General features: G+C 57.5%; 11 protein-coding genes. 9 read left to right on the top strand and 2 right to left on the bottom strand.

The window, feature by feature from the left end:
• Positions 1-203 precede the first annotated feature (203 nt).
• Positions 204-596: a hypothetical protein gene (locus FFS30_RS22720; RefSeq protein ID WP_137915491.1), complete on the top strand. Its 393-nt coding sequence runs from the start codon at positions 204-206 to the stop codon at positions 594-596.
• 403 nt (positions 597-999) lie between these two features.
• Here FFS30_RS22720 and FFS30_RS22710 read toward each other — a convergent pair whose 3' ends face one another.
• Together FFS30_RS22710 and FFS30_RS22705 are read right to left on the bottom strand one after the other, a co-directional pair.
• Positions 1,000-1,866: a patatin-like phospholipase family protein gene (locus FFS30_RS22710; protein ID WP_137915490.1), complete on the bottom strand. Its 867-nt coding sequence runs from the start codon at positions 1,864-1,866 to the stop codon at positions 1,000-1,002.
• Positions 1,867-2,171: 305 nt separating this feature from the next.
• On the bottom strand, positions 2,172-3,446 hold the full coding sequence (locus tag FFS30_RS22705) for a metallophosphoesterase (protein ID WP_137915489.1): 1,275 nt from the start codon (positions 3,444-3,446) through the stop codon (positions 2,172-2,174).
• 759 nt (positions 3,447-4,205) lie between these two features.
• Here FFS30_RS22705 and FFS30_RS22700 point away from each other — a divergent pair.
• From FFS30_RS22700 to FFS30_RS22665, 8 genes are all read left to right on the top strand, one after another.
• On the top strand, positions 4,206-4,901 hold the full coding sequence (locus tag FFS30_RS22700) for a 4'-phosphopantetheinyl transferase superfamily protein (RefSeq protein ID WP_137915488.1): 696 nt from the start codon (positions 4,206-4,208) through the stop codon (positions 4,899-4,901).
• 141 nt (positions 4,902-5,042) lie between these two features.
• The gene (locus FFS30_RS22695; RefSeq protein WP_171014808.1) at positions 5,043-5,882 is read left to right on the top strand and encodes an alpha/beta hydrolase; all 840 of its coding nucleotides are present in this window, start codon (positions 5,043-5,045) and stop codon (positions 5,880-5,882) included.
• Positions 5,872-7,401: an amino acid adenylation domain-containing protein gene (locus tag FFS30_RS22690; RefSeq protein WP_212742560.1), complete on the top strand. Its 1,530-nt coding sequence runs from the start codon at positions 5,872-5,874 to the stop codon at positions 7,399-7,401. Before FFS30_RS22695 ends, FFS30_RS22690 begins: the two co-directional genes overlap by 11 nt.
• A 32-nt stretch (positions 7,402-7,433) precedes the next feature.
• Positions 7,434-7,691, top strand: a complete 258-nt coding sequence (locus FFS30_RS22685) for an acyl carrier protein (RefSeq protein WP_137915486.1) — start codon at positions 7,434-7,436, stop codon at positions 7,689-7,691.
• 54 nt (positions 7,692-7,745) lie between these two features.
• Positions 7,746-8,663: a chlorinating enzyme gene (locus tag FFS30_RS22680; protein WP_137915485.1), complete on the top strand. Its 918-nt coding sequence runs from the start codon at positions 7,746-7,748 to the stop codon at positions 8,661-8,663.
• Positions 8,664-8,899: 236 nt separating this feature from the next.
• The gene (locus FFS30_RS22675) at positions 8,900-11,377 is read left to right on the top strand and encodes a penicillin acylase family protein (protein WP_137915484.1); all 2,478 of its coding nucleotides are present in this window, start codon (positions 8,900-8,902) and stop codon (positions 11,375-11,377) included.
• Between the two features lie 7 nt (positions 11,378-11,384).
• On the top strand, positions 11,385-13,157 hold the full coding sequence (locus FFS30_RS22670; protein ID WP_137915483.1) for a cyclic peptide export ABC transporter: 1,773 nt from the start codon (positions 11,385-11,387) through the stop codon (positions 13,155-13,157).
• A 2-nt stretch (positions 13,158-13,159) separates the two neighbouring features.
• Positions 13,160-14,032 carry a 2OG-Fe dioxygenase family protein gene (locus FFS30_RS22665; protein ID WP_137915482.1) on the top strand — a complete coding sequence of 291 codons (873 nt, stop codon included), beginning with the start codon at positions 13,160-13,162 and terminating at the stop codon, positions 14,030-14,032.
• Positions 14,033-14,040: the final 8 nt, after the last annotated feature.

The following is a 14,040-nucleotide window of genomic DNA, read 5'->3' as shown; positions in this document are numbered from 1 at the left end:
TGCCGCACGAAGGACGATAACTATTCGCTCAAGCGGGCTGTTGTGGCTAGCTCTCACGCTATCATGCGGTATGTGACAGAGGTCGTTTAGCTCAAGCGCCAGGGTTGCCTGTGAGAATTTGTCGCCCCTTTCTAGCCACCTTTCTGTTTCTCTGTTGCGCGCTATATCTTCGCGCAGCAAAGGGCTCCGTTGTGCGGGAGTGGGTGACCTCGCTGCTCGGGTATGAGTGGCGAGCAATTGTCGAACACGCCCTTGCCGGCCTTGGTCTACCTCTAATGCTTTCTCTGCTTCTTTTCGGCGTATTTCGGAATCTGGGAAAACACCCTTCAAGTGACCGCGCGCAGCAAATCATGCTGCTCTGTATCTTTGTTTTGTTTGCAGCCGGGTACGCGGTCGGTAGCTATTTGTTCGAACAGGGTCAGGCATTCTCAGGAGTTTACGGAGGAGCCCCTCGTGGATATTTTCAGTACGGGCAATGGTATGCAGACATCATGGGCTTGATCCTGGCAGCTGGCTATGTGCTTTTGGAGATCGCAGATCATCGCAGGCAATCTAGCAATTCATTCAAACCGATGCCGCCTCGCGGCGTGGCCTAGGTCAGTTGTTGGGGGCAGAACATGCGTGCTATTGGTGCATCGTGGAAGCACCTCCTGCAGCCTATCGAGCGGGAGTCGCTTGGGTTCGAGGCGTGGTTCACGGACGCCGAGGCGAAGCAACTGATGCATGGCTTCGTGTCCAAGCAGATGGAAGATAAATGGTTCATCTACTTCGAGGATGGTTGGCTTCGGTTTCATCGGAGTTGGACAGGCGCCTACATTTACGCGCTGCGACTCGATGGATCGCCTGCTGGGGTGCGAGTCGCGGAATCTTGGGTGAACAGAAATCGCTAGCAGTACGCGGCGACCGACACCGCCTACGACAGAAAGGTGGTGCGCTTTCTGGTAGATGCATTCCTCTTGAAGAAGCTTGACGCCGTCTTTCCGATGCCTGCCGGGGTTGCTAAGACACCCAAAGGAGTTGTTCAGCACTCCTGCGTTGGTCGGTCATATCCTGAGTCAACGGGCCCCAATAGGCGCCAGTGACACCCACATCGATGCCGTTCTTCACCGCTTGGAATTTGTCGATCAAAACACGGCGACGTTCTGATTCATCGGCACGCATCATGAGATCGATGATGCGCATCATTTCGCGGATCCAGTCACGGGCAACATCTACCGACGGTTCAAACGACGAGCCAGCGTCACTTGCCCACACCGCGTCGTAGTTGTTCCGTACCGCTTCAAGCGCCATGTTGTCGTACGTTCCGCCATCGGCAAGCAGTGCCGTGGTGTGGAAGTCCGCGTCGCCCAAGAGGTCGGAGATATCCTTTACGCCGCTTTGATCCTTCGCAGAGTCGAACTGCATGCCACGAAGATCAATCGCGAGCGGCGCGAAGAAGGGAGGGAAGGCACTCGACGCGGCCACAGCGCTCGCCAACGATATCTGAGGCGACTTCGTAATTCCGATGCGGTAGTCCCCAGCATCTTCTTTGGAAAACCAGAAACGAACATCCGATTGCATGCTCGTCGCGTTGAATACGAACCGTGGCACCGATCCCGGCTTTGAGTCAGGAAGATCCTGCAGCGTCTTTTCGCCGAACAGGTGCTCCTGTAACGCTCCGACAAGTTCGTCGCTTACATGCTTGAAGGGGTTGATGAAGCCAGTTAAGACGCTTGGAACATCGATAGACTTCGAGCAGAAGGCAATGAGCGGCACAGTGAATTGATCTTTGAGGTTCACCGTCACGGTCCCGTTGAATTGAAGCTTCGACCATTGTGCAGCGAGGTAGCCATTCGCGATGGAACCGCCCGATACGCTTAGAGGCATGCGAGCTTCGGCAGAAGCCCAAATTCATTGAGGCGCGCGAGCGCTCCGATCTGAAACAGCGTGGAGCGAAATCCACCGCCAGACATCGCAAGGGTAGGGCCTTTGAGAAGGGACATGCCGGCAGTCCTCTTGTCAGTTCCAGGAATAGATGTGGAAATTCGAAAATGGATGCAATCACAGTTTGCGACTGAAGGAATTTCAGTCGGAGACCGCGCAGGCTTCAGGTCAGGTGACGTTTCTCGATACTTTCGTGGCAAAGTTCGTTAAGCGGCGATGACGCTCGCACGAAGAATCGGGCGCCGTGCTCAGACACGCCGTTTCTTGGCGGCTTTTCGTGTTGCTGTGTTCTTCCGCGACGAATTTTTGGCTGCCGAAGCTGAGGGGGCTCCGGGTGCACTCAAGGCGTTTGGGACATACCTATGTGCCTTCCAGTCGTACTCAAAGTAGTCGATCAGCGTGTTGCCTTTGCTATAGGGATCCTGCGGTCTGGGTACGGTGTAGTAACGGCCGATGATGAGTTGGTCCGTGACTTCCAGTCGCAGGAAGCCGAAATGATCATCGCAGTAGCGCTCGAGCGTCACCTCTTCGCCCTGCTTGTCCTGAAAAGTCGTGGGCGCGATCAGTTTCTGGCCATCGACCTTAGCGATGGCATGCAGGTTGTGATAGCCGCCGGCTCCTGTGACGAGGTAGGGAATCGTGGTTCCGTCAGGCATGTGTTTACTGATGCGTTGCATGTCGTGGACATGCCCGGCGAGGACCATGTCTGCGTGTCTGCCTGCTTCCTCGAACGCTGTCTCAAGCAGTTGTTTCATATGGGTGCTGCCCGAGTGGAAGATATCGGCGGAGTAGATCGGATGGTGGAGCGTCAACAGCAGTGGCACATTGGTGGGCAGGGATTTCAATTGACTAACGAGCCATTCCTTCTGGGGTGAGCGCACGTCGCCTCCCTCAGGAACGTTCGAATAGAGTCCAAGGAAATTGACCATCGGCGTCCGCAGAGTCCAGTACACGTTCGGCTGGGTCATTGTCGTGCGACCGGTATCACCCGCTTCAGGCAGAAGCTTAGGCGAGTCCGAACAGAAGAATCTCACAAAGCCATCGAGAGTACTTCCCGATGGCATATTTTCGCCATCGTGGTTGCCGGGGACTGCGAAGATGGGCGCCTGGTAATGTTCGTAGGGTTGGAAGAACTGGGCACGATATTGATCGGGCTGACCGTTGAAATAGACGCAGTCGCCGAGTATGTACAGGAACGCGGGGTTATCTGACGGCCTAGCGCCCGTTTTGAAATCGGCTTCCATGCCAGTGGCCACGAGTTGCTGCGGCACCGCGAAATTGATGCCCCCCAAGTCTGCATTGATGTGGAACGTGAGCTTGCGGGCACTGACGATGTCCGCCAGTTGGGCGGGCTTGAGCAACGATGCGATATCGAGTTGGAAGGGTGGGCTGCCCGTCGGTGGTGGCAGTGGACGAAAGTGAGTGTCCCGGACCTCCTGAGGCGTTTCCACGTGAGTATGAAAATTGCCGTCGCCGGATGGACGTGGTTTACCGAACTGATGACTCTGCTTGGGCTTGGACATGGCTTCATTCCTCTGTCAGGTGAGGCGCTGCGCATGATTAACGCCTATCGTCTTCGGCTGGACTCCACGCTGCGAATTACATGCGCAATGAAAGGCTGGTTGCCGCCGAGCATGACGGCAGCTGGTTGCGTCGATACTTGCTTAGTTCAGACATTACTCGACCTGAAAATAGGTCCCCGAACTACCGCTGAAGATAGTCCGACTTCAAAACAAGGGAGTTCTGTAAGCAGCAAGTTGTTGCACTGCACGACGGGCAAGGTTCTTTCCTTAAATCTTTGTGGCCCTTTTCCCTAAGGGCAAAGATGCCGCCGCTCCTAAACCGCAGTTGCGCATCAATGATAACGGGGCGAATATGCCCAAATTTTTTTAACTAATCTGCCAATTGGTTCGAGAAATCGTGTAGGAAAATATCGATTTGCGTTGTAGTAAATTGCACATATTCGCCATCTCTTCGACGATCGTCACCACCGGTGTCGCCTGCATGGCAAGTGTGTAGCTGGTGTTGCTCACCTAGCAGGAGGAGTGAAGCATTTGAGGTGATCACCATGAGCATGTACGCCAAAGTACGCTGGATGTGTTTTCGGGAGAAGACCCGATCAGCGAGATCGCGCGCCGAACCACGCTATCGCGCAACACGATCAAGAAGTGGATCAAGGAGTCGATTCGCGCCGAGCTGAAGTACACGCGGTCCCTTCGTCTGATACGATAAAACCATTCTTCAGCGCCTACCTTGGTTTCCGAGTAGTCACGCTATCCGCAATGGACGATCGTTCCTCCATGCAAGCTTCGTCTCGGCAGTCCGCGCCGCAATTCTCTCCATTGTTGCCGGCCGGGGTCGCCGCGGTCGAGTCGACGACAACGGTCTCCGATGCGACCTTGACCGTGACGGAACGAGCACTGATCGCTTCCGCCGTACCAGACAGAGTTCGGGAGTTCGCCACTGGCCGCTGGTGCGCGCGGCACGCGCTCTCAAAACTCGGAATCGTCGGATTCTCGCTGTTGGCGGATCAGAGCCGGGCACCAATCTGGCCTGAAGGCATTGTCGGAAGCATTACCCACGTGAACGGATTCTGTGCGGCGGTGGTTGGTCGCACCGACGAGTTCGCCGGCATCGGCATCGACGCAGAGCACGAGTCGTGCGTTACTGCCAATTTGTGGCCGCATCTGTTCACCGCGGAGGAACGCGCCTGGCTCGTGCAATTGCCCGACGAGCAACGCCATCGGATGGCTGCCTTGTTGTTCAGCGCCAAGGAGTCGTTCTACAAGTGCCAATACCAGTTCGCAAAAGAGTGGCTCGACTTCACTTCGGTGCGTGTGATCGTTGAAGGAGATCGTTGGCGAGTGAGCCCAGCTTCAACCGGATCGCTCGACTGGATTCGTGATTCGTTTAGCGGTCGTTTCGCGTTCGCAAATCAACGCGTTCATACGAGCTTGGTCGTCCGCGCAGCGCGTTGATTGATTCGTGATCAGGGGTTATAGTAACTTAATTGGCAAGACAGTCACAGTTGCATCGCAAAGTCACTGGTATTGTAGGAATCAATTGCTCATAGAAGCGCACGGGAAACGATTCTCTAACTAGAATAAGGGAATGCGATCTTGGAATGCCTGACGACAACCCGCGATGGCGTACAAATACGCTACTCCTGCAGTGATTTTTCGTCTGCGAAGCCGGCTCTCCTGTTTATCATTCCGTTCGGTCTCAAGCTCGACCTCGCGCAGCCATTCATCGATCGCTTCAAGGATTTCTTCCGCGTGATCTGCTGGGAGGCGAGATTGATCCTCGCACCGGCGGAACATCCGGTGAGTCAGAAGGAGCTCACGGTCGAGCGCCATGTCGCCGACCTATTTGCCATTCTGGATGCCTGCGAAGTCGAGCAGGCCCACATCGTGGGCTATTGCTCGGGCGCCGGGATTGCCTTGGCCGCGGTGAACGTCAACCCGGATCGATTCGACGCGTTGGTGCTGGTCAGCGGCGACTATGCCTTGCTGAGTCAATCGGCTTGCGTCACGCAGTTCGGTCGCGACATCGACAGCCTGCTGCCGATGGCTTCGAAAGACCGGAAAACGGCTCAGTTCATTCTCGAGCGCTTGCCGGACCAACACAAACTGTTGAGCGCGCGCCAGGTCCCCGAAGGCATCAAGTTGCCGTTTTCCCAAGCTCATTTCTTTCAGCGCTACGCGCTCAACTACCTGTCGTATCGCTCCACGAACTTTCAGGAGCTTGCATCGACGGTCAATAACCGCACGCTCCTGATCGCCTGTGAGCGAGATTTGCAAACCAACATTCACAGCTCGATGCAAATCCAGAAACACATGAAGAACTCTTCGATCGTCATCGAGCCCGAAGGAGATCATTACGAATTGTTGCGTGACGCCACCCGAGTCATGGGGGTCACTCGCGATTTCTTGACCGGAGCGTACGAAGGTGTCGCATAAGAACAATCAGCACGCGTCGATCTCGCGCATATTCGAAGCCGAGGCTTCTAAGCGCCCGCAGGCCGTTGCCCTGAGATGCGCCAGCGTCGCGCTCACGTATGCGGAGCTCAACGCTCGCGCCAATCAGGTCGCACATCACTTGTCCGCGTGCGCAGTCGCTCGGGGCGACGTGGTTGCCGTGATGATGTCGCGTTCTCCGGAGCAAGTGGTCGCGATTCTGGCCGTCCTCAAGTGCGGTGGCACCTATCTGCCCCTGGACGGCAACAATCCCGTGGCCCGCAACTCGAAGTGCTTGAATGCCGCTCGAGTCAGCGTGGTGATCGCGGATCACGAGATCCATGAATCGCTGGCGCTGGGCAGACACATCGTCGACAGCCGCTCGGCGGATCTTTTCTCCGCGGAGAATTCCGACAACCTCGAGGTCGAAGGGGAGCCTGACGATCCTTGCTACGTGATGTTCACGTCGGGTTCGACGGGTCAGCCGAAGGGAGTTGTGGTTCCCCATCGCGCTGTCATTCGCCTAGTGAAGCAATCCAACTACATCGAAGTTTCGGAACACGACAGCATCCTGCAATTCGCGCCGCTCTCGTTCGACGCATCCACCTTCGAGATCTGGGGCGCGCTGCTGAATGGCGGCACGCTCGTGTTGTACTCCGGCGCGACGTTCGACCCCAGTCTGTTTGCCAGGGAAATCCGTGAACAGCGGATAACGATCCTCTGGTTGACCGCCGCGCTGTTCCATTTGATAGCCACTCGCTTCCTGACCTCGCTGAAAGGAATCAAGGTTCTGTTGGCGGGCGGTGATGTTCTCTACCCGAAAGTGGTCAACAAGGTCCTGGATGCAATGCCAGAGCTGGTGCTCATCAACGGCTACGGACCGACGGAGAACACCACGTTCACCTGCTGCCACCGCATGACGACGGCCAATCGCCCGACCGAGTGCGTGCCCATCGGCACCACGATATCCGGAACCCAGGTGCACATCCTCGATGAGGCGCTGCAGCCGGTCACGAACGGTGAGATCGGCGAGCTGTACGCCTCCGGCTCAGGTGTGGCGCTGGGCTATCTAAACGATGACGGACTCAGCACTGCTTTCTTCCGCAATCCGTCCATCGCAGACGGCTTGATCTACCGCACCGGCGATCTGGTACTTCGCAACGCGAACGATGAAATCGAATTCCGAGGGCGCCGCGACCATCAGATGAAGATTCGCGGCTACCGGGTGGCTCTGGAAGAAGTGCAGGCCGCCTTGCTGAAATTGGATCACGTGGTGGACGCCGCCGTGACGGTGGAGAAATTCGACAACGGTGATCAGCACTTGATTGCCGACTTGTTGCTGGATGCGGAAGGCGCGACCACGGTGGCCGAAGTGAAGCGGGCACTGGCCGAGGAGGTGCCGGCCTACATGGTTCCCGACTTGATTCGTTTGAGTACCAATCTGCCGATCAACATGAACGGCAAGATCGATCGACAACGCATCAGGGAGTCCGCTGTTTCAATGGCTGATGCACCTAACTAGCAAATGAATGCAAATCGTTTTAGGAGAGAAAAATGTTGGATGCCGATGTACGCAGCATTGTCCTAGGCGTGATTCAATCCAAACCAAGCTTGCAGAATCTGCCTGGCGACCAGGATTTCTTCGAGGCGGGCATGTCGTCACTCACCGTGATCGACATGCAGCTACAAATCGAGGAGAAGTTGGGCGTGAGTGTTCCGTCTTCGCACCTCATGGCCAATCCGATGATAGACGGATGGGTCGTGGCCTATATCGAAGCCAAGTCCGCGGTCAAAGTCGCCGCGGTTGGCTGATTTTAAACTCAACGGAAGTATTGGCCCGCAATTGCACGGAGGTAGCGGATTCACATGAACAAAAAATTTGGTTTGACGCAGGAACAACAGGCGAGCTTTAGAGCGAACGGTTTTGTCGGCCCATTCGATCTGTATGACGCAGACGAGATCAAGGCCACGTACAAGCGCATTCGCGCGGAACTGTTCGATCGATCGCATGCCGCCTACGAACTGGACAACAAGAGCGTTATCGCGGGCTACGACCGCCACTTGGATGTCAATGATTTGAGCGAGCACATCATGCGCCGCGAAATCGTCGACAAGGTGACCGACATCCTCGGCCCCGATTTGATTTGCTGGCGCTCCGAACTGTTCCCCAAGTACCCGGGTGACGAAGGAACTGATTGGCACCAGGCCGACACGTTCGCGCATGCCTCGGGCAAACCCCAGATCATCTGGCCGCAGAATGATCGGTTCGGTGGCGCGATCACCGTTTGGACGGCGTTGACCGACGCCTCCGAAGAGATGGGCTGCCTGCGCTTCATGCCCGGCACTCATGAAGAGATGTTCTACGACGAGTCCAAGGGCATGAAGTACGAGCCGGAGAACGTCAACAAGCTCGAGAAGGACGGCATCAAGCGAGGCTTCTTCGGCTACGACTACCGTAATCTTCAGAAAGATCCGGATTGGCGTCCGGATGAGTCGAAGGCAGCGTCGATGCAGATGCGCGCGGGTCAGTTCGTGATCTTCTGGTCGACGTGCATGCACGCGTCCCACCCGAATTCCACGACGGACAAAACCCGCCTGGGCTTCGCTGCCCGCTACGTTCCTGCTTCAGTGCACGTCTACCCGGATTCCGACCACGTGGAAGAGTACGGCAGCCGCATCTCTCTCGATAACTTCGGGGTGGTCGTGGTCTCCGGCGATGACCCTTCTTCCCACAACCGGGTGGTAAAGCAGAATCGTCGCGGCCTCAAGTTCGCCCAGCTGTAGTCGGCGAGGCTCATGCGTTTGGGAAAGATCCGGTCTGCGTGAAGCGCAGATCGATCTCTTCCCTCCCGCGGCGGCGACGTGCCGCGTCGCCACACACACGTATTTGTGTGGTCAGGGGCTTCCGACGCACAGCATGTCCGCGACGTGCGGAGCCAAAAGGATGAGGTCGCCTTCTTTGCAGGCTGCCATCGAGCAAGTTGGAAAGGGAAAGCGGCACGGGGGAGCAGGGCCTGTCGATGAATCTCGTTCAGCGTCTTTATCGGATCTTTCGATCCCACGCAGTGTTGTATTCGTTCACGGCGATCGTGATCGTCCCGGTCTCGTTCGGGCTCTATCAAGTTCACCGTTCGCTCGCGGCAACGCTGCCGGAATCGCAAGGCAGCCGGCTGTTGACTGGAGTCCACTCCGAAGTGCGCATCGCCCGCGATGAAAGCGGTGTGCCTTCCATCACGGTCGACAACGATCGTGACGCCTTCTTTGCCATGGGCTACGTGCATGCGCAGGATCGCCTGTGGCAGATGGAGCGGCAGAGGCGAATGGCGCAGGGCAAGTTGGCCGAGGTGTTCGGCAAGAGCGCGGTCCGGATGGACATTTATATGCGCACCCTGGGCCTCTACCGCAATGCCGAGCTCTCAGTCGCCGCACTGACTGAACCCGGTCGGCAGTCATTGTTGGCATATGCCGCGGGTGTCAACGCGTGGTTGTCGGAAGGGCATCCTTTGCCCGTCGAGTTCCGCTTGCTCGGCATCAAACCCGAGCAATGGCGCGTCGCGGATTCGCTGGCGGTGGTCAAACTATTCGCGCTCAGTTTGTCGGGTAACTATCAGCAGGACCTCAATCGATATCTCGTGGCGCAAAACCTGCCGGTCAAGCAGTACGAAACATTGTTTGGCCGGCACGAATCGCCGCCGGAGAGCGGCGTGGCAGCCACGCCATTTCGCCAGACACAGATGGCGGCGCTCGGCGAAGTCTTCACCGAAGCCGAAACCCGCTGGCGCGTGGGCGGCAAGCAGATTGGCAGCAACGCCTGGGTCGTCGCGGCGAAATTTTCGCCGAACGGTCTCGCCACGATCGCCAATGACCCGCACCTGGGGCTCGACATGCCCTCGTTGTGGTACGCGGTGGAAATTCACGGCGCGCGCTTGCGCGCGTCCGGCATGAGCCTGGTCGGTCTGCCCGTGATCATGCTCGGTCGGAATGAGCACGTTGCCTGGGGTGCGACCAACATGATGGCCGACACCATGGATCTGTATTTCGAGGAAGTGAACGCGGAGGACAGCACTCTGTATCGCCGCGGAAATGCCTGGAAAAAGTTCGACAGCCATGTCGAAACGATTCAGGTGAAAGCGGATTTCCCGGCCGTACTGCGCGAAACCCTGGCGCCCGTGAAGATCCTAGTGCGTCGCACGGACAAGGGGCCGGTCATCTCGGATGTCACGGGTGTTTCCGAACAACCGTTGTCACTCGGGTGGGTGGGCGACTCCGCGCAGGACACCTCGTACGAAAGCTTTTTCCAGCTGAACTACGCCGGTGACTCGAAAGCAGTGGGCACCGCCATGCGGAGCCTGCTCTCGCCAGCGCTCAATCTGCTGTACATCGACGACCAGCAAAACATCGGATACCTCGGCGTCGGAAAGATCCCGCTGCGCGGCCGCGGCGAGGGCATGACGCCCGTGCCGGCCTGGGACGAGTCCGCTGGTTGGCGGGGTTTCATCCCCGACGAACAGATGCCGCGGAGTTTCAATCCGGAGTCCGGCTACATCGTTTCGGCTAACAACCGCATGATGGCCGCCGACTATCCCTATTTCGTTTCGGGCGACTTCGCCCAGCCCGAGCGCGCGCAACGCATCGAGCAACTCATCCAGGAGAAGATCGCCAGCGGACAACCGCTTTCGATCGAGGATCACGAAGTCTTCCAGATGGACACGCTCGATCTGGAAGCGAAAGCGATGTTGTCCGAGTTCGCCGCCGTGAAACCCGACAATGACGAGACGGCGCGAATGCTGGAGTACCTGCGCAAGTGGGATGGCAATGCCAGTTCGGAAAGCATCGCGGCGACCATCTTCTATTCTTCGATGCGTCATCTGCGGTCGGACTTGTTCTCTGAAAAGCTGAAAGGCTTCTGGGGGAATGTCCGTCTGCAGCGCCGGATGAATCAGATCGTCGCGGACATGGAACCCAAGTCCGTCCGGCGAGCGCTTCACGATACGGAGTTCGATTGGTGTGACCGCCGGGACACACCGGAGCACGAGTCCTGCGAGACCATCAAACTCGAAGCTCTGTCCGAAGCCGCGCGGGAGCTGACTCGCCTGCTGGGCTCGGACATGGATGACTGGCATTGGAGCAGCGCGCACAAAGCCATCTTCCGCCACACGCCATTCAGTGATGTGAAGGGGCTCGATTTCCTCTTCGAACGCCGCGCGCCCGCGGCCGGCTCGCCGAACACCGTCAATCTTTCCGGTTTCAGCTACAGCGAAAAAGACGGGTACGTGCAAATGAGCGGACCCGCATTCCGGCAAATCATGCGACTCGGTTCGACGTCGGCACCAGGACAGCACTGGATGATGAATTCAACGGGGCAGTCGGGGAATGTCATGAGCGAGCACTACGACGACATGTTGGAGAAGTTCGCGGCGGGAAAATACGAGGCTTGGCCATCAGCTTCGACGACCAGCCACACGCTCATCCTGAAGCCCACCGCCGCTGCTAACTAGGACGCGCGTGAAACTATTCAACATCCTGATCGACGAGGCACCACTCAAGGTGGTGCTGTCGTTGCTGCTCGGGATCCTGGCGGGCATTGGTTACGCGTTGCTGATTCCGCTCGTCATGAGCAGCCTCGAGACCAGTGGCGACTTTCCAGCGCTGAACCAGGGCAATATCTGGTTCTTCTCCTTCGAGGTCAGTCATTTTCGATTCGCGGCCCTGTTCTTCCTCTCGTGCATCGTGATCATCGTGGCGCGAACCTACTCGCAGCTGTTGCTTTCGTGGGTGGCCATCGATGCCACCTCGCAACTGCGTCGGAAGTACTACGACACGATCCTGCGCGCGCCGCTCGAAAAGCTGGAGAGGGTAGGTAGTCCGCGCCTGATCGCCTCCATCACCACCGATGTGAAGACGGTGATTCAGGGCGCCCAACATCTGCCGGATCTGCTGATCGGCGGAGTCACCGCGCTCGGCATGCTCCTGTTCCTGATGTACCTCAATACGAATTTGTTCTGGTTCGTCTGCAAGGCGATCGTCTTCGGCGCGATCACTTTCCAGATTCCGCTGCTGCTCGGGAGTCGTTTCTTCCGTCGCGCGCGCCACAAGATCGACGTGTTGCACGAAGGGATCCGGGGGAACATCCAGGGCGTGAAAGAGTTGAAGTTGTGCGCGGAAAAGCGCCACGACTACATGAACGAAGTGCTGCTGCGTTCCGAAGACGAGGTGCGCAGGGCCAACAAGCGCGGGCTGACCATCCTGCGATCCGCCATGAACTACGGCGACATGATCAGCTTCTTCGTCATCGGGTTCTCGGCGTTCATTTTCGTGAACCGCTATTCCGTCTCCGCGGAAGAATTGACCGGAGCCATCATGGTGCTGCTCTACATCAGCGCTCCGATCAGCGTCGTCCTCAGCGCGATTCCGGACCTTGTGTCGGCCAATGTTTCCTTGAAGACCGTGGACAAACTGTTCTCCGAGATGCCGCACGAGGAGATCGCGCAGACGGTGCAGGTGCTGCCGCCGTGGCAAACGCTGCACCTGCGGCACGTGTCGTATCGGTATGAGGTTGACGGAGAACGAGGCGGCTTCGCCGTGGGCCCGATCAGCTTCGAGATCCACAGGGGTGAGACCACCTTTATCGTGGGCGGCAACGGTTCGGGAAAATCCACCGTCGGCAAGCTCATCACCGCTCACTATTTCCCCGAAGCGGGAACCCTGAGCCTGGGTCAACAACTGATAGACCGGGAATGGATCGCGACGTACCGGAATCAGTTGTCGCTGATATCCGCGGATTTCTATCTGTTCGATCGGCTGTTCGGCGCGGCAAAGCACGCGAATGAGGCAACGATCCAGAAATATCTCGAGTGGATGCAGCTCGACCACAAGCTCACCCTGACGAATGGCCGCATCTCGACGCTCTCTCTCTCCGACGGACAGCGCAAGCGGCTCGCCCTAGTGGTCGCGCTCCTGGAAGACAAGTCGATCTATCTATTCGACGAGTGGGCGGCGGATCAGGACCCGGAATTCAAGAAGGCTTTCTATCACGACGTGCTGCCGTACCTGAAATCTAGGAACAAGGCGGTGGTGGTCATCAGTCACGATGACCGCTACTTCGATGTGGCCGATCGCATCTACGTGATGGAAAGCGGTGTGGCGCGGGAGATGCCCGCTCCGCGACCGCTCGACAAGGTGGTCCACCTGAGCAGCGACTCCATGAAGGAGGCGTGCTGGAGCTCAGATGCTGACCCGCGCTCTTTACGCCGAAGACCAGGAATCTTCAAGGACTAGCCATGTTGCTCGAAAGACTCGACACACCCATCACGGTATTGAACGTAGGCCAGTACGGCGTGAACGTGGATGCGTTTCAGCACCAGATGCGCGAAGCGTACTCGGAGTTCGAATGGGACTCGTACCTGCTGCAGCAGAACAAGATATCCGTTATCAAGGAAGTCATTCCGCGGGAGTCGCTGGCGCGCGTTTCGAATGACACCTGGTACGACATCTACACCGGCGTCATACAGAACCCGGAGCTCTACACGGTCTTTCCAGACCTTTCGTCGAGCGACAAATCGCGGCTCGAGGCGCTGGTGCCCACCCGGAAGCGGTGCATGTCCGAATACTCGATGCATTGGAACGGGAAATGGAACATCGAGCGCATTCCTAGCAGCCTCGTTTCGCAGACGAAGGCGCTGATTGCTTCCGATGGGGAAATCGACTACAGGCAGTCGCGAAGAAAGTTCAAGGAGCTCCCGGGGGAGCTGTTCGACAGCAATCTGCGCGCGCTGCTGGTCGGCGTCGCGGAAATGGTCCGGGAGACCAAGCACTCGATCCAGAAGCTCAACGTCAGTGTTCACAACACAGTTGTCTACTGCCATCCGCAGCAGCTCGTGACGAACTCGCCCGAGGGCATTCATCAGGACGGCGTGGAGTTCATCGTTTCCGCTCTGGTCGTCGAGAGAAACAACATTAGCGGCGGGAAAAGCGTCATCTACGGAAGGGACAAGCGCACGAAGCTGCTGCAGGTCGAACTGCAGGCCGGGCAGGGCATCTTCCAGGCGGATCTCGGAACCGAGCTCTGGCACGAGGTCACGCCCATCACCGCGATCGACAAGACCAGGAGCGGGTATCGGTCGACGATCGGCTTCGACGTCACGTTGATCTGATCTCCCAA

Source organism: Rudaea sp. 3F27F6 (assembly GCF_005503555.1).
Classification (GTDB): domain Bacteria; phylum Pseudomonadota; class Gammaproteobacteria; order Xanthomonadales; family Rhodanobacteraceae; genus Rudaea.
Note: the sequence above shows the minus strand (reverse complement) of the source record. Positions and strands in the feature narration are given on the sequence as shown.